The sequence below is a fragment of the Synechococcus sp. CC9902 genome (genome assembly GCF_000012505.1).
In the GTDB taxonomy this organism is placed as follows: Bacteria; Cyanobacteriota; Cyanobacteriia; order PCC-6307; family Cyanobiaceae; genus Parasynechococcus.
This window is the reverse complement of the sequence record NC_007513.1, coordinates 1,170,505-1,186,167: the sequence shown is the minus strand read 5'-3', so window position 1 is coordinate 1,186,167 and position 15,663 is coordinate 1,170,505. Positions and strand designations below refer to the sequence as shown.

General features: G+C 51.5%; 22 protein-coding genes. 11 read left to right on the top strand and 11 right to left on the bottom strand.

The window, feature by feature from the left end:
• Positions 1-9 precede the first annotated feature (9 nt).
• Genes gndA through SYNCC9902_RS06130 form a run of 4 tightly spaced genes read left to right on the top strand, consistent with a single transcriptional unit; the run spans position 10 to position 3,064 of the window.
• Positions 10-1,428 carry an NADP-dependent phosphogluconate dehydrogenase gene (gene gndA / locus SYNCC9902_RS06145; RefSeq protein ID WP_041425409.1) on the top strand — a complete coding sequence of 473 codons (1,419 nt, stop codon included), beginning with the start codon at positions 10-12 and terminating at the stop codon, positions 1,426-1,428.
• An 11-nt stretch (positions 1,429-1,439) separates the two neighbouring features.
• The gene (pgl, locus tag SYNCC9902_RS06140; RefSeq protein ID WP_041425019.1) at positions 1,440-2,153 is read left to right on the top strand and encodes a 6-phosphogluconolactonase; all 714 of its coding nucleotides are present in this window, start codon (positions 1,440-1,442) and stop codon (positions 2,151-2,153) included.
• The gene (locus SYNCC9902_RS06135) at positions 2,134-2,694 is read left to right on the top strand and encodes a CIA30 family protein (protein WP_011360015.1); all 561 of its coding nucleotides are present in this window, start codon (positions 2,134-2,136) and stop codon (positions 2,692-2,694) included. Before pgl ends, SYNCC9902_RS06135 begins: the two co-directional genes overlap by 20 nt.
• A 4-nt stretch (positions 2,695-2,698) precedes the next feature.
• Entirely contained in the window at positions 2,699-3,064 is a 366-nt protein-coding gene (locus SYNCC9902_RS06130) for a hypothetical protein (RefSeq protein WP_011360014.1), read from the top strand.
• Here the strand turns inward: SYNCC9902_RS06130 and ilvD are convergent, their stop codons facing one another.
• From ilvD to SYNCC9902_RS06115, 3 genes are read right to left on the bottom strand one after another with little or no spacing between them, the layout of a single operon-like run.
• Positions 3,065-4,738, bottom strand: a complete 1,674-nt coding sequence (gene ilvD, locus SYNCC9902_RS06125) for a dihydroxy-acid dehydratase (protein WP_011360013.1) — start codon at positions 4,736-4,738, stop codon at positions 3,065-3,067.
• A 44-nt stretch (positions 4,739-4,782) separates the two neighbouring features.
• A complete protein-coding gene (locus SYNCC9902_RS06120; RefSeq protein WP_011360012.1) occupies positions 4,783-5,061 on the bottom strand; it encodes a hypothetical protein in 279 nt (92 codons plus the stop codon).
• Positions 5,062-5,098: 37 nt separating this feature from the next.
• Positions 5,099-5,716 (bottom strand): uracil phosphoribosyltransferase, encoded by a 618-nt coding sequence (locus SYNCC9902_RS06115; protein ID WP_011360011.1) that lies wholly within the window; start codon positions 5,714-5,716, stop codon positions 5,099-5,101.
• Positions 5,717-5,771: 55 nt separating this feature from the next.
• Between SYNCC9902_RS06115 and SYNCC9902_RS06110 the strand changes: the two genes are divergently transcribed.
• Together SYNCC9902_RS06110 and cobW are read left to right on the top strand one after the other, a co-directional pair.
• Positions 5,772-6,281, top strand: coding sequence for a pentapeptide repeat-containing protein (locus SYNCC9902_RS06110; protein WP_011360010.1), 510 nt, complete (start codon positions 5,772-5,774; stop codon positions 6,279-6,281).
• 10 nt (positions 6,282-6,291) lie between these two features.
• The gene (cobW, locus tag SYNCC9902_RS06105; RefSeq protein ID WP_011360009.1) at positions 6,292-7,401 is read left to right on the top strand and encodes a cobalamin biosynthesis protein CobW; all 1,110 of its coding nucleotides are present in this window, start codon (positions 6,292-6,294) and stop codon (positions 7,399-7,401) included.
• Here the strand turns inward: cobW and SYNCC9902_RS06100 are convergent.
• The 3 genes from SYNCC9902_RS06100 to SYNCC9902_RS06090 are packed head-to-tail and all read right to left on the bottom strand — an operon-like array spanning position 7,338 to position 9,967.
• Positions 7,338-8,189, bottom strand: a complete 852-nt coding sequence (locus SYNCC9902_RS06100; RefSeq protein ID WP_011360008.1) for an EamA family transporter — start codon at positions 8,187-8,189, stop codon at positions 7,338-7,340. The genes cobW and SYNCC9902_RS06100 overlap by 64 nt on opposite strands.
• 13 nt (positions 8,190-8,202) lie before the next feature.
• A complete protein-coding gene (locus SYNCC9902_RS06095; RefSeq protein WP_011360007.1) occupies positions 8,203-9,171 on the bottom strand; it encodes an SDR family NAD(P)-dependent oxidoreductase in 969 nt (322 codons plus the stop codon).
• The gene (locus SYNCC9902_RS06090; protein ID WP_011360006.1) at positions 9,125-9,967 is read right to left on the bottom strand and encodes an SdiA-regulated domain-containing protein; all 843 of its coding nucleotides are present in this window, start codon (positions 9,965-9,967) and stop codon (positions 9,125-9,127) included. Before SYNCC9902_RS06090 ends, SYNCC9902_RS06095 begins: the two co-directional genes overlap by 47 nt.
• 101 nt (positions 9,968-10,068) lie before the next feature.
• Here SYNCC9902_RS06090 and SYNCC9902_RS06085 point away from each other — a divergent pair, with 101 nt between their 5' ends.
• The 4 genes from SYNCC9902_RS06085 to SYNCC9902_RS06070 all read left to right on the top strand — a co-directional run bounded on the left by SYNCC9902_RS06085 (position 10,069) and on the right by SYNCC9902_RS06070 (position 12,197).
• Positions 10,069-10,617, top strand: coding sequence for a TIGR00730 family Rossman fold protein (locus SYNCC9902_RS06085; protein ID WP_011360005.1), 549 nt, complete (start codon positions 10,069-10,071; stop codon positions 10,615-10,617).
• Positions 10,610-11,305 (top strand): SDR family NAD(P)-dependent oxidoreductase, encoded by a 696-nt coding sequence (locus SYNCC9902_RS06080; protein ID WP_011360004.1) that lies wholly within the window; start codon positions 10,610-10,612, stop codon positions 11,303-11,305. Before SYNCC9902_RS06085 ends, SYNCC9902_RS06080 begins: the two co-directional genes overlap by 8 nt.
• A gap of 93 nt (positions 11,306-11,398) precedes the next feature.
• Positions 11,399-11,686: a hypothetical protein gene (locus SYNCC9902_RS12890; RefSeq protein ID WP_041425407.1), complete on the top strand. Its 288-nt coding sequence runs from the start codon at positions 11,399-11,401 to the stop codon at positions 11,684-11,686.
• Between the two features lie 46 nt (positions 11,687-11,732).
• On the top strand, positions 11,733-12,197 hold the full coding sequence (locus SYNCC9902_RS06070; protein ID WP_011360002.1) for an HIT family protein: 465 nt from the start codon (positions 11,733-11,735) through the stop codon (positions 12,195-12,197).
• On the opposite strand, the gene SYNCC9902_RS12105 is transcribed toward SYNCC9902_RS06070, so the two are convergent.
• From SYNCC9902_RS12105 to SYNCC9902_RS06060, 4 genes are all read right to left on the bottom strand, one after another.
• Positions 12,188-12,601 (bottom strand): hypothetical protein, encoded by a 414-nt coding sequence (locus SYNCC9902_RS12105; RefSeq protein ID WP_011360001.1) that lies wholly within the window; start codon positions 12,599-12,601, stop codon positions 12,188-12,190. The genes SYNCC9902_RS06070 and SYNCC9902_RS12105 overlap by 10 nt on opposite strands.
• Positions 12,598-12,834 (bottom strand): hypothetical protein, encoded by a 237-nt coding sequence (locus SYNCC9902_RS06065; protein ID WP_011360000.1) that lies wholly within the window; start codon positions 12,832-12,834, stop codon positions 12,598-12,600. Before SYNCC9902_RS06065 ends, SYNCC9902_RS12105 begins: the two co-directional genes overlap by 4 nt.
• A 211-nt stretch (positions 12,835-13,045) precedes the next feature.
• The gene (locus SYNCC9902_RS12470) at positions 13,046-13,195 is read right to left on the bottom strand and encodes a hypothetical protein (protein ID WP_156771085.1); all 150 of its coding nucleotides are present in this window, start codon (positions 13,193-13,195) and stop codon (positions 13,046-13,048) included.
• Between the two features lie 187 nt (positions 13,196-13,382).
• Entirely contained in the window at positions 13,383-13,778 is a 396-nt protein-coding gene (locus tag SYNCC9902_RS06060; protein WP_156771084.1) for a hypothetical protein, read from the bottom strand.
• A gap of 246 nt (positions 13,779-14,024) precedes the next feature.
• On the opposite strand from SYNCC9902_RS06060, the gene SYNCC9902_RS06055 reads away from it, so the two are divergent.
• On the top strand, positions 14,025-14,531 hold the full coding sequence (locus SYNCC9902_RS06055; protein WP_232179184.1) for a DUF2808 domain-containing protein: 507 nt from the start codon (positions 14,025-14,027) through the stop codon (positions 14,529-14,531).
• A gap of 880 nt (positions 14,532-15,411) precedes the next feature.
• On the opposite strand, the gene SYNCC9902_RS12100 is transcribed toward SYNCC9902_RS06055, so the two are convergent.
• Entirely contained in the window at positions 15,412-15,582 is a 171-nt protein-coding gene (locus SYNCC9902_RS12100) for a DUF4278 domain-containing protein (protein ID WP_071818435.1), read from the bottom strand.
• Positions 15,583-15,663 lie beyond the last annotated feature (81 nt).

The window sequence follows — 15,663 nt, the reverse complement described above, 5'->3', positions numbered from 1 at the left end:
TCTCAGAGCATGACCAAGTCCCACTTCGGTTTAATCGGTCTCGGTGTTATGGGCGAAAATCTCGTCCTTAATGCTGAGCGCAATGGTTTTTCAAGCGTTGTATACAACCGCACGTATTCCAAAACCGAGGATTTTTTAAAGGGCCAAGGCGCCGGTAAAAACATTCAAGGCGCGACTGATCTTCAAGATTTCGTCGAAAAACTTGAACGTCCACGTCGAATTTTGATGATGGTGAAGGCGGGTCCTGCTGTAGACGCCGTTGTTGACCAGCTTTCCCCTTTGTTGGATGAGGGTGACCTCTTAATTGATGGTGGCAACTCCGATTATCAAGACACCGAACGCCGTGTGAAGCAGCTGGAAAGCAAGAGCTTTGGCTTCATCGGTATGGGTGTTTCCGGCGGTGCCAAGGGGGCCCTCGAAGGACCCAGCATGATGCCAGGTGGAACAAAAGCGTCCTACGACGCGATTGAGAGCCTTGTGACCAAAATGGCCGCTCAGGTTGAAGATGGGCCGTGCGTCACCTACATCGGCCCTGGCGGTTCAGGTCACTTGGTGAAAACCGTTCACAACGGCATTGAGTACGGAATTGAACAGATTTTGGCCGAGGCCTACGACCTGATGAAGCGGGTCAAAGGAATGAATGGCGACCAAATGGCTGATGTTCTTGGCCAGTGGAATTCCACAGAAGAGCTGGCGTCGTACTTGGTGGAAATCACCGAGGTTTGCTTGCGCACCAAAGATCCCAAGGATGGCGGCGACTTGGTTGAAAAGATCATGGATCAGGCCGGACAAAAAGGCACCGGTCTTTGGACTGTGGTGACTGCCTTGCAGATGGGCGCTTCGGTCCCCACGATTTATGCCTCCTTAAATGGACGGGTGATGAGTTCAATGAAGCCCCAACGCGTGAAGGCTGAGGAGGTGCTGAAGGGTCCGTCGGTCAAAGATTTTGATCTTGGCCAGCCGTCCGATGCAATGTCTCCATTGATGGATGCCGTTGTTTTGAGCTGTGTGGCCAGCTATGCCCAAGGTATGGAGCTTTTGCGCATTGCTTCCAACGATCTTGATTACGGCTTGGATATGCCGTCCATCGCTCAGATTTGGAAAGGTGGTTGCATCATTCGCTCGCGCCTGTTGAAGCGCATCCAAAACGCGTTTAGCGCCGACCCCCAGCTTGAGAATTTGATGGTGGATCCTTGGTTTGCCGATCAAGTCAACCGTCGGTTGCCTGGTTTAGCGCAGGTTGTGGCTGGTGCTGCTGAAGCGGGTATCCCTGTGCCTTGTTTCAGCAGCACCCTCGACTACATCAACAGCTACCGCACAGGTCGGTTGCCCCAAAACCTTGTGCAGGCCATGCGCGACTGCTTTGGCTCCCATACCTACAAGAGGGTTGATGAAGAGGGGAGCTTCCACACCGAGTGGTTGGATTGAGCGGTTCATCGATGACGAACTACCGCGTTGTTCGAGCCAGTGATTCCCAGGACCTGGCTCGTCAGGCCTCTCAGACCATTGCTGCTCAGATTTCTCTGACTCTCGATCAACGGGATCGTTGTCAGATTGCTCTATCGGGTGGATCAACCCCGAGCAAAGCGTATGCGTTGCTCGGGCAAGAACATCTGCCTTGGGACAGGGTTGATGTTGTTCTTGGAGATGAACGTTGGGTTTCAGCCAACGACGACTCCAGCAATGCCCGCATGCTTCGAAGAACATTGCTGGCGGAGGGGCCTGCCTCTGTGGCGGCCTTCCATCCGGTGCCCACTGTGGAGCTCGAAAATGCTGAGGCCAGTGCCGTGGCCATGGCCGATTTGGTGTCGCGACTGTGTCCGGCTAACCCGCCCATCTTTGATGTGATGTTGTTGGGCCTTGGCGATGATGGCCACACCGCTTCCCTCTTTCCAGGTACGGAAGCCCCAGGCGTGACCGACCATTGGGCAACCGTCGGACGGGGCAAGGGTCTTGACCGCATCACCCTCACCGCACCAGTGCTCAGCGCTGCACGCCAAGTGATCTTCCTGGTGAGTGGTGCCAACAAACAAGAAGCGCTTCGACGACTCTTGGATTCAACGGAATCTTCAGAGCGCACTCCCGCTCGACTGGTTCAACCTGCTAGTGATGTGCTGATCATTGCGGATCAGGATGCAACCGCCGGCCTCTGAACACGTTTTATTCCAAGGCAGCGATTTCGCTGAATGGGCAAGTTTGAACGACACCATCATGGGAGGAAATTCCCGGGCGGGGTGTCGAAGCACTACCGATGGTCTTCTGCTTGAAGGCCAGCTCGTCGAAGCGGGGGGTGGTTTCGTCAGTTGCCGATCACCGCGCTTGCAGCCTCCCCTCGACCTCTCCCCATACTCTGCCCTTCAGATTGATGTCGATGGTGAAGGTCGCACTCTCAAAATTGCCCTTGGTTGCAGAGATGGTGCCATGGGACTCACCGAATTAATCCCTGGTGGTGTGCGTTGGGTGATTGATGTTCCAACGCAAGCTGAAGGAACAACCCGCCTCACGATTCCCTTTTCTAATTTACGTCCCACCATCCGTGCCAAACCTGTAGGGCTGCCACTGAAATTTGATACCGGCGGCATTACGCGTTTGCAGGTGCTCCACTCCAAGTTTGGCGATGCTGGTGCGCTCAATCCTGGTTTCAGGCCAGGGGAGATTCGCCTCTTAATTCGTTCGATCCGAGCGCTGCCTTAACGCCATGGATCTTTTGATGCTGATTGCGAAGTCGGCAGATGTGTGCCTCAAGCCGTGGGTCCATGCGGTTGTGCCCATCGACCCCTCCGCTCCCGCTGTTCTGGATGAGCTGAATGTGCGGATTGAGTGCCGCGATCCCCAGGGAGAGCGCTGCCCTGAACGAGACTTAGAGCTAGAGATCTATCGCAGCGGAGTCGATATCAATTTGATGCTGAGTTGGTGGGACCAGCCGGAACGGCCGATGCTTTGGCAGGGCCGTCATCCCGTTTGGATGCATGGCGAAAATGGCCAACGGCTCTCAGCACCCCAGGACGCAGGCCCCCTCGAAGCGCTTGGACGCCGTTTGCATTCCCTTCTGCAACCCAGTTAATTAATCCGGTTGATCGGTGACAGCCCCTTTGCTGGATGTGGAAACGAGTCGGGCATATTTACCCAAAATGCCAGTGGTATAGCGAGGTTTCGGTTTCGACCATGCTGCTCGCCGTTTGGCTAACTCGGTTTCGTCAACGTTGAGCTGCAGCAGGAGTTGATTGGCATCCACGGTGATGCTGTCTCCCTCTTGCACAAGGCCAATCGTTCCACCAACAGCAGCTTCTGGAGCAACGTGACCCACCACGAGTCCGTAGGTGCCGCCGCTGAATCGTCCATCGGTGATTAACGCCACTTTGTCGCCGAGTCCCTGGCCGACGATGGCTGAGGTGGGTGCCAACATTTCGCGCATGCCCGGTCCACCGACAGGCCCTTCGTAGCGGATCACAACGACGTCTCCCGCGTTGATCTTTTTCTCGAGGATGGAAGCCAAACAGTCTTCCTCACTTTCAAAAACCCGAGCCGGACCTGTCAGCACAGGGGTTTTAACACCGCTGATCTTGGCCACACTCCCCTCGATGGCCAAGTTCCCTTTGAGGATGGCGAGGTGTCCCTTGCTGTACATCGGATTTGTTAAAGGTCGGATCACCTCCTGATCTGCAGGCGGCTCTGACGGCACATCTGCCAACAATTCGTTGAGGCTTTTCCCTTCCACTGTTTGACAATCGCCGTGGAGCAATCCGGCATCAAGAAGCAACTTCATCACTTGAGGGATTCCTCCGGCGTTGTGGAGATCAACGGTGACGAAACGACCGCTTGGTTTGAGATCGCAAATCACTGGAACGCGCTGACGAATGCGTTCAAAGTCGTCGATGCTCAAATCAACCCCAGCAGTGCGAGCAATCGCCAGTAAGTGCAAAACAGCATTGGTTGAGCCACCAACCGCCATGATCACGCTGATGGCATTTTCGAATGCTTCTGTTGTGAGGAGATCTAATGGTCTGATGTTGGCTTTCACGGCATCGACTAACACCTCTGCTGATCGAGCAGCGCTATCCGCTTTTTCCTGGTCCTCCGCTGCCATGGTGGAGCTGTAGGGGAGGCTTAACCCCATTGTTTCGATGGCGGCACTCATCGTGTTGGCGGTAAACATGCCGCCGCAACTACCAGCACCAGGGCAGGCGTTCTTTTCTACCGCTGTGAGTTGTTCTTCATCGATTTTGCCGCTGGTGATTTGACCCACGGCTTCAAAGGCACTCACCACAGTGAGATCACAGCCGCCAAGTTTTCCCGGCTTGATCGTTCCCCCATAAACAAACACGGAGGGGATATTCATCCGTGCCATGGCCAACATCGCACCAGGCATATTTTTGTCGCAGCCACCAACGGCCAAGACCCCATCCATGCTCTGACCGTTACAGGCCGTTTCGATGGCATCGGCGATGACTTCGCGGCTGACAAGGGAATATTTCATCCCTTCAGTCCCCATCGAGATTCCATCACTCACCGTGATGGTGCCAAACATTTGCGGCATACCTCCAGCCAGACGTGCTGCTTCTTCGGCACGTTTCGCTAAAACATCAAGCCCGATGTTGCAGGGCGTAATCGTGCTGTAGCCGTTGGCGATTCCCAGGATCGGTTTGCCGAAATCAGCATCACCAAAACCAACGGCCCGGAGCATGGCGCGGTTGGGGGATCGCTGAATCCCTTTGGTAACGGCGTCGGATCTGAGCATGGCGCGAACTGGGCCTTCAGCTTTCTCGCCAACCTACTGACGACTCAGTCGTTAGTCCCGAGACCCTCAAGTTGAGCGCGAACGCGGGCGATTTCGGCGTTGAGTTTTTCAACCCGTTCTTCGAGATGACCATTATCGGAGCTTTCATAAACCTCTGATCCGTCTTGCATTCGGGGGACGTAGAGCATTGCTTTTTGTCCACCGATACGACGACGACGATCGGCTTCGTTCAGTAACCACCAGGCAAGACCCGCTGCACCGATGACGGCTCCTGTAACCAACGATGTGAATGTGCCTGAGCCGCTGTCGTGGTTCTGCACCATGGCCGAAACAATTGGTTTGAAAAACTATTTTTTAAATCTAGACACGGCCCTTCAACCTGAGGTTGAGCCTTTGCAGAGGGTCACCAATTCCTGGAATTGCGAGTCCGGATGCGTCGAGCCCCTCATCGATGCAAGTGGTGTAAATCGTGAGGTCCGGAACGGCTTCTCCCAGGGTTTTCAATCCAGGGTTGGCACAGAGAGCCGTAACCAAGCGAATCCGATTGCCACTTACCCCTTGTTGCTGCAGGTCTTGCAGCAGCTGTAGTACCGCATGTCCATCGGTGATTTGATCGATAAAGATCACCAACCCTGCGTTGGTTTCGATGCTGTCAGGAACGCCGTTTAGGCAAAGGGATGCCTCGGGGAGGACCTGTCGTCCTCCTTGCCATAACTCCAAACCCCCAGGCATTACAGGCATGGCTAAGAGGGGAGCTCTCGACTCCACCACGAGTCCTTCGGTGTCTCCATTGGCTGTGGGAATGGGTTCGCGACGATGCGGCAACCAATCACGAAGCGCCTCATAGGTGAGCCAGCGACCCAGCTCTTGCATCGCAGTTGCGTACAACGCTGGCGGGGTCTCGCGGTGCCGCAGCATCGTGAGCCAGTGACCGATCAGTGGATGCGGGGGCACCACCACCCGAAGGCTCATGGCCATAAGCGACGCTCAGTTGGGAACTGCCATAACGTGAGCGATCAAGCTACCCGTCCAGATGCAAGCTTTCTTCCGCCCAGTCTCAATTCTGGCGGCTGTGTTGATTGTTTTCACCACACTGTTCTGGACTGATTCTGTCGCCGCGATTACGGCTCCTGAGTTGCGCGGCAGCAGCTCTTATCAGGGGATTACAGAAGACATGCATGGAATGGATCTTAAAGAGAAGGAGTTCCTCAAGGCCAACCTTCGCGATGTGAACCTCAGCGGTGCTGATCTTCGGGGTGCCGTGATCAACACCACTCAATTACAAGGTGCTGATTTGCGAGATGCCAATCTTTCTGATGTGGTGGGTTTTGCAAGTCGATTTGACGGTGCCGATCTGCGTGGGGCTGTTTTAACCAATGCAATGTTGATGCAAAGTCGTTTTACGGATGCACAAATTGAGGGTGCTGATTTCACCGATGCAGTGATCGACCTCCCCCAACAAAGGGCTCTGTGTAGCTCTGCCGATGGTGTGAACCCTCAGAGTGGGGTCTCTACCCGTGAAAGTCTCGGGTGTCGTCCTTGAGTAATTGGTCATGGCGAATCGACTTCCTGTCACGGTCATCACAGGGTTTCTTGGTGCTGGTAAAACCACTGTTCTGCGCCACCTGTTAACCAACAGCGGCCAACGCTTGGCGGTGATGGTGAATGAGTTCGGCAGCGTTGGTTTGGATGGTGATCTGATTCGGAGTTGTGGTTTCTGTCCGGACGAGGAGGTTGAAAACCGCTTAGTTGAACTCAACAACGGCTGCCTTTGCTGCACGGTTCAGGACGACTTTCTCCCCACCATGGAGAAGTTGCTCGAGCGTTCTGATCGGCTGGACGGAATCGTTGTGGAAACGAGTGGTTTGGCCTTGCCACGCCCCCTGCTGCAAGCGTTGGATTGGCCCGAGATTCGCAGTCGGGTTCACGTCAATGGTGTCGTCACCTTGGTGGATGGCGAAGCCCTCTCTGAAGGGAGTCCTGTGGCAGATCGAGAAGCGCTGGAACGACAACGGGCGGAGGATCCAAGCCTCGATCACATCACGGCCATTGATGAATTGTTTCGGGATCAATTGCAAGCGGCAGATTTGGTGCTGATCAGCCGTGCTGACACGTTGTCTGCGGCGAAACTCGAGTCCGTGCAGGCGGCCATCGCACCGAAGGTCAGGCCGGGAACCACCCTGTTACCGGTGTCGAACGGTGCTCTGGATTCCTCCGTCGTGTTGGGCATTGAGCACCACTCCGTGGCCCATGCCCACGACGATCATGATCATCATCACGATGACGACCACCACCACCATGACCACAGCCATGTCGAGGTCATCGGCCAAGGCGTGCGAATGGAAGGGGATTGGGATCGAAAAGCGCTTGAATCAATCCTCCCCGAGCTGGTGCGTCAACACCAGGTGATTCGCCTGAAGGGGCGTGTGTGGCTCGCGGGTAAGCCCCTCCCGCTTCAGCTGCAAATGGTGGGCCCTCGCTTGAACAGCTGGTTTGAAGCAGCTCCCAAGGACGCTTGGCGTCCAACCTCCGGCACAGGCGTTGATTTGGTTGTTCTTGCCTTGAATGATGCGGCGAGTTCAGCCCTGGAATCAGGGCTTCAAAGGCTGCTTAATGCAACGCCCGATACGGCTAAGAGCCCGGCAACGACCCCCTGCCATTGAAGTGATTCCCCCTCCAGACGATGGAGAAAAAGGGCCATCACCGGTGCCGTACTCATCAAGGTGATTCCCTGGCCAACGGGAAGGCTTTGAAAGACAATCTGCTGAAGAACGATGCCGAGGTTGGTGCCCAAAAGGGTCGCAAGGACGACCTTTGCCACTACACCCTTTGGCAAATGTTTGGGACTAAGACGTCCGCGAAGCAGTGGGAGCAATCCAAGCCATCCCCCCAACAGGCGAACGGCAGCCGTTTGCATTGGGCTGAGCGAGCTCGTGATCAGAACATGCCGTGACAGAAATGCACCGCTTAGGCCACACATCACCGCCAGCACGCACAGCAGAAGACCAAAAGCTGTTCCGTTGGTGGCTGACGACGCTTTGGACTGCTGTGCCACCAAAACAACGGCACAACTCACCAGCAAAGCCCCCGCCCAGGCCGCTGGTCGAACCGTGTCTCCCATCATCAACACGCCTCCCATGCTGGCCAAAACAGGACCAATGGCCTCAACGGTGAGAGCCCGCTGCGTACCCAGCCGTCGTAATCCACCTAGATAAAAACTATCCCCTGCAGCAATCCCAATCACTCCGCTCAGCAGAAGCACGACGATGGCGCCGGTTTGATCGGTCCAAGGAAGGGTGAATAAAAAGGGCAGAAAGAACAGGAGCGCTAGCCCGTTCTTCAGGCCGTTGAGTTCGATGGCCGTCCCGAATTGAGATAGGGAGCGCCAAAGGGCACTGGCTGTGGTCCATGCCATGGCTGCGGCCAGTGCAGCTTGATGTCCAATAAACAAGGGCTAAGACCCCTCAGGCTGGGGTTTGCAAACTGGTTTTGATCAGGTTTTCGCTGAGTTGCCAAAGCGTGCGGGCTAAATCCATGTCCGTTGCTTCTGGCGAGGGTTCAGTCGATTCAAAAATGTGTTTTCCAGGAGCTACAACGTGATTGCTCAAGTAGCGCATGCCCGTTGCATCGTGATGACCCATTACCAGGGAAACAAGAAGGTTCCCAGCCCGTTCTGGTTGTTCTGTGAGCCGAAAGAGATCTCTTGCGATGAAGCCGAATACAGCTTGGCCCCAGGGGTTTGCTTTCCGACTCTCGCGGAAAAAACCATCCTTGCTTCGAGGAATAACGAGGCCAGGACTCCAGCACAAAACGGGTAGTTGTGGTTGTCGATGGGAGAGTTCAAGTCCCATCAATAGATTGCATAATTTGCTGTCTTTGTAGGCCTTGTCAGCACTGAAGGGGCTGGTGCCATCAACCATGGATGCACCTTTTCCTTGATTCAGTCCTGCCAGGGTGCCAAGACCAGCAGGCTGTCCGACCCGACCACCTCCCGTCGTGGGGTTATGCACTTCCGACGCTGTAATCACCACACGCGGCGACGGACTGTCTTGCAAGAGGGGTAGGACCAGCTGAAGGAGGCACTGGTGCGCTAGGTGATTGACAGCCCAGGTGAGTTCAAATCCCTGTTGGCTCCAACGGGGTGTATCGACCCCGGCGTATTGAAGACCTGCATTCAAAACAAGAACATCAAACTGCTGGCCATCGAGACCAAGCTGATGAGCCATTTTTTTCACAGCGATCAGATCTGCGAGATCTGCAATCAGGATTTTGCTCGGGTCTTGAAGCCAATCCAAGCTCTGTTCAGCGCGTTCACGACTTCTGCAGACGACAGTCAGGGCATGTCCGCTTTCCTGGAGGTGGCGTGCCGCAGCTTCACCGATGCCACTATTGGCACCCGTCATCAAAATTCGTAGCGGCTTCGTTGTGGTCATGTAGTTGATAAATGTAGAGCTCGCAGTCCCGTTCACTCACAATGTAAAGACGCCGATTGTTGGGATCAAAAGCAATTCCTTCCGATTTGGCAACGCGTTTGGATTGAGTGTCTGACTCACGGGGTAGATCCAAGCGGTTTAAAACTTTCTTGTCAACAAAGTTGAAATGAAAGAGGCATTCTCCTTTGTCACTGGTAATCCAAATTGTATCGCTGGTATAATCATAACTTAGGCCTGAAAAATCGAGCTTTTCAGATTTAATTCTTGGATGTTTGAAACCATGTTTTTCATTAAGCTTGCAATGGTTGATGATCGTTTCGCGTTTTGAATCTAGTTCGATGAGTAGGCCGGGCTCCCCCTCCTTGACGACAAATATATGATTGTTGTTGAAATTAATAGTGATCCCCTCTAGGCCTTTGTTTTGATTCTTATGATTAAAGTACACCGCAATTTGATCGTAGTTCTTCAGAGTTCTAAGCGGAATTTGTTGGATTTCTTTCCTGCTGATAATGTCAAATTGAACGATTGAATTTGATTCCTCTTGAACCGCTAGGATCATTTTGTCGTCTGCTGTAACAGCGACCCCCTCTAAATCTTTGATGTTGATAAGAAATGATGAATCAGGGATAATCCTCCCCTGGAGGTCTAAATTAAAAATAATCTTTGTATCATCACTAACGGTATAAAAGCTTGTTCCTTGTCGATCGAGTGCGAGGCCTGATGGTTCATTCAGACCGCTTGCTGTATCTCTGATTGGATGGTGCTCAAGAAGTTCGAGCTGTAGCTTGCGAGTCAAATTAAATACCGCAGTAATAACTAAATATTATGGACTATGTTTGTAACAAGTTTAGTTGCTCGCGGGGGCAGAATGAACGAACCATGTCATAGGAAGGATGCATGCAAGCACTCACTGTTTACTGCGGCTCCTATTCAGGAAATCATCGGTGTTATGTAGAAGCGGCCCAACGGCTTGGCACCTGCCTTGCTGAACGGAAGATCACCCTTGTCTACGGGGGGGCTCAAATTGGACTGATGGGAGCATTGGCCGATTCTGTTCTCGGAGCAGGCGGTGATGTCGTTGGAATCATTCCCAAACCACTCAATCAAGCCAACCTTGTTCATCAAGGACTCACGCGCTTAGAAGTTGTGGATTCGATCCAACAACGCAAGTCCAGGATGCTGGAGTTAGGTGATGGTTTGATGGCCTTACCGGGAGGCTTTGGCACCTTGGAAGAGCTATTTGAAGCTCTGGCCTGGTGTCAATTGAAGTTGCATCAAAAGCCTTGTGCCGTTCTCAATGTCAACGGCTACTACGACCCATTGTTGTCGTTCCTGGATCAAGCCACAAATCAAGAGTTTTTGTCGACGGCCAATCGCAATTTGTTGCTTCAAGCTGCAACACCTGAAGATCTGCTCGCTTTGATGATGCAGCAAAGTAATGACTAAAACAATTCTTGTTAGCGGTTCTAGCCGTGGAATCGGTCGCTCGATTGCGGAGCGTTTGCTCTCTGACGGCTATCAACTCAGCTTGGGAGTTCGAAATCCCGAGGCCCTGAATGGAACCTGCTTCGATTGTGACCAAGTGCTCTGCCACCCCTATGACGCACAGGATCCTGACAGTGCATCGGCTTGGGTCAACGCGACAGTTAAGGCATGGGGGAGGCTCGACGGACTCATTCATTGCGCTGGCATTCTTCGCACTACACCACTTCTATTTCGCGATGGGGAAGAAGACGATCTTGATGACCTATGGAACGTAAATGTGATGGGACCTTGGTGGCTAACGAAGGCGGCTTGGTCTGAGTTGTGTCGTTCTGGTGAAGGTCGAATTCAAGTTTTGGTATCGATGAGTGGAAAGAGGGTCAAAGGTCAGATGGCCGGCTATCCCGTAAGCAAGTTTGCCCTGATGGGTCTCTGTCAAAGCATGCGAAACACGGGCTGGGATCAAGGAATACGTGTAACGGCTTTTTGTCCGAGTTGGGTCAATACAGATATGGCCCATGAAGTTAGTCGTGTTTCCGCCGCGGAGATGACGCAACCCTCTGACCTTGCGGCTCTTTCCAGCCAACTTTTGGCACTGCCCAATGCAGCAATCCCTTTTGAAGTGGCATTGAATTGCGCTTTGGAATATTGAGCGATGCCCTTGAGCTGAGATGTTCTGAGCCGTTTCGACTTTGGCTAATTGGCAGCAAATGTGGCTAAGCATGAATTGGTTCAACGTCTCCCCATGTGCCTTTTTGCTGCTGTTGGTCTGCTGGCGCCCCGTTTGATTCTTGTTTTGATGTGGTTTTTCAACAGTGTCTTCGTACTTCAGCCATTTGAGGGATTTGGAGTTCCAAACCCCGTGCTTCCGATTGCGGGCTTGGTCTTTCTCCCAACAACTACATTGGGTTTCTGTTGGGCAACAGCATCCTTTGGCGGTCTATCTTCGTTTAGTGGAATACTAATTGTGGCTTTTGGCGTAATTATTGATCTTGGTTTATTGGGAAATGGTAGAGGGATAGCTAAGCGATAAAAATAATTTGTAAATCCATCATTGCTGATCTGTTTGGATTTCTGCTATGACTCTAAGTTGCCCAATCTGTAATCTGCATCGCGATATTGATCAACAGAAAAAATATGAGATTTATAGGGATGATCTTTGGGTCTTGCGTCATCACCCAGCACCAGCTCCACTTGTTGGCTGGCTGCTTTTGGATTCCTTGCGACATTGTTCGGGCCCCATTGATTTTTCGGCCAATGAGTCATCAAATTGGGGAATAGCTGTTCGTGATGCTTGCACTTTGATAAAACAACTAACCCAGTGCGATCGGATTTATACAATTGCTTTTGGTGAAGGGGCACAGCACTTGCATCTTCATCTGATCCCTCGATTGATTTCTAATCCAGCAACAAAAGCTTGGTCCATCGCCGATCATTATCGATCTGTTGATTCTGGTAAATTTCCCCCAGTCTTGCCCGATCAACTCAACAAGTTTGTTGTCAAGGCTCGAGAAATCAAGGGGACAATTTCTCATTATTCATAATTTTTTTCATGTAATGATTGTGTAGTTCTTGTTTTGATCTCACCAACAGGCCAGTTTAAATTGATAAGATTTTTAATTAGATCGTTATTTACTGGAAAACAACTTTCATTATATGTTCCTCGAATATTCAAATCTTTAAGGGTATGTAAAAGTAATCGATGTTCTCTTTTAGTGCCGCGACGTGTACCCGTTGTATAAAAATGTCGTTGGCTAAGACTTAATTTTTCTGCTGCCAAGTCGTCGCTGTATCCAATCAAAAGTGTTTGATCAATATCCCGATATGCTGTAAAAAGTTGTCCGTTGGGCCTCAGCTCCAGTGTCTGAACATGTTCCGTCAGGTTGATGACCACGTCCATGGTTAAACCCTGTAGTGCATGCTCAATCAGGGCTAATTCAACAGTCATGGCCCACCAATGGCAAGGCGTTCGTCGCAGGACGACTCGTAATGACGGATCGCAGCCCCTGGTATTGATCCATTGCTTTTGAGCTGCCGCACTGAATACTCAACGCACTGGAGCACCACACTCGTGAGTTCACGGCCTTCGCATATGGCCCAACTGCGCAATAAAACATGAAGGCTGGGCGGCACAGAGACCGTCAGCTTCACTTGATTTTCCCGAGTGGTCGTTTTGACCATGGCACACGCCTTTTGGGTTAACTTAACGTGCTTTTCTGCTTAAAGCAACTTCAGGGTATCCCCGCAGTATCTCTGGGGTTGCTTCGGGGTTGCTAGCCTAATTCTGGTGCCATGCAGCAACGGGGCCTAAAAAAACCAGGCCCTGCAGAAGGCCTGGTGGGGAATCAAGTTGGGTCGAAGCAGTGAGACTCGGTACCGCAATCGAATTGAGCTAAGCAGCGCGTTTGTCGTCGCCGTACCAAATGCCACGTCGGCTGTCGGGAAGACGCTCCACGGCTCTTTCGTATCTCTGTCTGCAATTGCGTTGACGAAGATGTTCCTCTGCCTCCTGAAGGAGTTGAGCGATTCGTGCCTCTGACATACAACGCGAGTTGGGCTCTCTAATTCAGATACAGGACTACAGCTTCATCAACCCCTTGAGTCAATTATTAAGTATTTATGCTTATAGGCGTGACATTTGTTGGCGCAATCTCTCCACTCCAATGGTCTCGAGTAGGGGCAGGCTGACTGGGAATCGAGCCCTTAAGGGTCCTCTCGTGGTGAAAGATCTAGCTATGGAGTTTGTTGGCCAATACAACGAGCCGTTTGTTGAATGGAATGACGTATGCGTCATTGAACTCAGCTCTACGTGAAGCGTCGGTGCATTCGCTCCCATATGTTTCTCGTAAATCACCATAATTCACGACAAAATCCTGCCTAACCGCGACAAGTTGTGATGAAAAATCTGAGTATTTCTTCCGCCAGTCAGTTGGGTTATCTCCTTGGATGTTCTCGAGCAGCTCGGCTTTCAAAGCGAGAACATCGTTTAATCCATTTTCATAGCCTTTTCCTGCGATTTTGATTGCTGTCTCTGAGTCTTCACAGGCTTGAACCATGGCAGCTTTTGCCTCCGCCAAGGCCACGTCTTGTTTTGAAGGACCACAGGCACCGAGCCCAAGGGACAAAACGCAAGCGGACGATGCAGCGAGAACGGAGAGTTTCAAGATTTCTTTTTTTAAAGTTTGATCCGATCAGTTCAACCGTGCAATCAAGACTGTTCGATTTGTACCATTGCACGATTTGAAGCGGGGTCCAATCCTTATTCTTATTATCCTCATTTGGCGAATTATCCATGCATATGATTCTTTTGCGGATGAGGTGAATGTGTTTAGGCTAGGTAATTGGCTGGAACACTTTTGAGCCGGTTCGCCTTGCAGCTGATCATTCTTTCGAGCTTGCTTTGGTTCGGGCCATGGACAAAGGCGCAATCGTTTTTCCGCCGACCACCTGTTCAGCTATCGATCCATAATCCATCCTCGCTCCAAGGTGAGAGAAACCGCACCACAATCTGTATTCGTGTTCCCTCTGATGCTGGGGCAGAACTTGAAACAGTTGTGTTGTCTCAACTTCCTAATCCTGATCAGTGGTATTGGGGGAAGCATCCACCTCAGGTTTATAAAGGCCGCTATGCACTGCGAGGTGGCGTCAGCGCAGGTCTTGCTACATCGTCGTTTTCAACGGTAGGAAGTGAGCTGACGATCAATCTCATTCCTCCGGTTCCCCCCGGTGACCAGGTCAATATCGTCTTTCGAAGTTTTAACCCAGATGAGGGCATCTACCAATGGGCCACCAGACTGATTCCTAGTGGTATCGATGCCCTGGCTAGCGAGGGACCGACCCTACGTCTTCACGTCTACCGGAATGACCGTTTTCGCTAATCACTCGAGAGTGGTTCGGTCACCTTCGTCCGAACGAAAGGGACTGCTCGGTTAGCAGCCGGGTTCCAAACCCATAAAAAATGCCACTCAACGAGTGGCATTGGGTGTGTGAGGTGTTGATCTCTTGTGTGAGGAGAACAACCCCCTATTTTTAGCAGTGGATAGCCTGAATGAATCCTAAACTCGGAATAAGTGGCACTGTGCCAATCATGAGCTGCCGTTGATTCCTTATCGATGCGAACTGATTTGATTTCAAAATATCCATTCGCATAAAAATTATCCCATGGCCTTTATAATTAAATTATCTGCTAATAGATTAAATATGAGATCAATGAGCCAGCATTGAATCGTACCTATGGTTGTTAGCGAGATGGCTGAAAGATGTATTTTCCTGGGAATATTTCATACTCTAAGTTTGCGAGTAGTTATGAAGCATTCATTGCTAGGATCGTCGTGATCAATAGATTCAGAGCTTTAGTGATGGTCAGATCCATAATTGCGGCCTCATCGATCATCACATTGCAAATTCTGTCGCTATCACCAGTACTGGCATGTGATCCGTATCTTTATTCGGGAGACTTCGAGGAGATGCTGAATAACGGTGAGTCGTGGGAGATTGTTCTTGATTCAATGAAAAATTCCATTGGATACACGGGTCAGTCCTGCTTCTATGAATTTAAAAAGTATGCAAAGAAGAATAAGTCAAAATTTCCCAATCTTTATATGATGATATCTAAGTAAGTAGATAATTTGCGACGCAGCCACACTCGCTGCATCAGTCTCGACTCGTCGATGTTCCTATTTACTTTTGGAGAGAGGCTGATTTCGGCCATAAAAAAAGCCCCACCGAGGCAGGGCTTCTCAGATCATGAGAAATGTATTACTTGGTGTAGGCAACACCGCGATACTGAAGTGTTGGATGCATGTCTCGAGAGACATGATCACGGCATGTGTTGTAGTGCTCGTGGCGGTAGGTGAGCTCAACGCACTTCTTGGGTGAAGCAGGCTGGCTGGCGCCGTAGGTTTGACCTCTGTAGAGAAGAGCTGTCATGTCGAGTTCCTCGAAGAAATCCAGGTCCCCGTTCCGTGGCCTGGCTTGACTGCGCCTTGCGGATGCAAGGTGAACGTTTGT

Bases quoted from the DNA above. Each gene is read 5' to 3' on its own strand.
- SYNCC9902_RS06070 (WP_011360002.1), top strand. From the start codon at position 11,733: ATGACTCTAAGTTGCCCAATCTGTAATCTGCATCGCGATATTGATCAA.
- SYNCC9902_RS06135 (WP_011360015.1), top strand. From the start codon at position 2,134: ATGCAACCGCCGGCCTCTGAACACGTTTTATTCCAAGGCAGCGATTTC.
- SYNCC9902_RS06065 (WP_011360000.1), bottom strand. From the start codon at position 12,834: ATGGTCAAAACGACCACTCGGGAAAATCAAGTGAAGCTGACGGTCTCT.
- ilvD (WP_011360013.1), bottom strand. From the start codon at position 4,738: ATGCTCAGATCCGACGCCGTTACCAAAGGGATTCAGCGATCCCCCAAC.
- SYNCC9902_RS06085 (WP_011360005.1), top strand. From the start codon at position 10,069: ATGCAAGCACTCACTGTTTACTGCGGCTCCTATTCAGGAAATCATCGG.
- SYNCC9902_RS06080 (WP_011360004.1), top strand. From the start codon at position 10,610: ATGACTAAAACAATTCTTGTTAGCGGTTCTAGCCGTGGAATCGGTCGC.
- SYNCC9902_RS06115 (WP_011360011.1), bottom strand. From the start codon at position 5,716: ATGGCCATGAGCCTTCGGGTGGTGGTGCCCCCGCATCCACTGATCGGT.
- cobW (WP_011360009.1), top strand. From the start codon at position 6,292: ATGGCGAATCGACTTCCTGTCACGGTCATCACAGGGTTTCTTGGTGCT.
- gndA (WP_041425409.1), top strand. From the start codon at position 10: ATGACCAAGTCCCACTTCGGTTTAATCGGTCTCGGTGTTATGGGCGAA.
- SYNCC9902_RS12105 (WP_011360001.1), bottom strand. From the start codon at position 12,601: ATGACTGTTGAATTAGCCCTGATTGAGCATGCACTACAGGGTTTAACC.
- SYNCC9902_RS06120 (WP_011360012.1), bottom strand. From the start codon at position 5,061: ATGGTGCAGAACCACGACAGCGGCTCAGGCACATTCACATCGTTGGTT.
- SYNCC9902_RS12100 (WP_071818435.1), bottom strand. From the start codon at position 15,582: ATGACAGCTCTTCTCTACAGAGGTCAAACCTACGGCGCCAGCCAGCCT.
- SYNCC9902_RS12890 (WP_041425407.1), top strand. From the start codon at position 11,399: ATGTGCCTTTTTGCTGCTGTTGGTCTGCTGGCGCCCCGTTTGATTCTT.
- SYNCC9902_RS06095 (WP_011360007.1), bottom strand. From the start codon at position 9,171: ATGACCACAACGAAGCCGCTACGAATTTTGATGACGGGTGCCAATAGT.
- pgl (WP_041425019.1), top strand. From the start codon at position 1,440: ATGACGAACTACCGCGTTGTTCGAGCCAGTGATTCCCAGGACCTGGCT.
- SYNCC9902_RS06110 (WP_011360010.1), top strand. From the start codon at position 5,772: ATGCAAGCTTTCTTCCGCCCAGTCTCAATTCTGGCGGCTGTGTTGATT.
- SYNCC9902_RS12470 (WP_156771085.1), bottom strand. From the start codon at position 13,195: ATGTCAGAGGCACGAATCGCTCAACTCCTTCAGGAGGCAGAGGAACAT.
- SYNCC9902_RS06130 (WP_011360014.1), top strand. From the start codon at position 2,699: ATGGATCTTTTGATGCTGATTGCGAAGTCGGCAGATGTGTGCCTCAAG.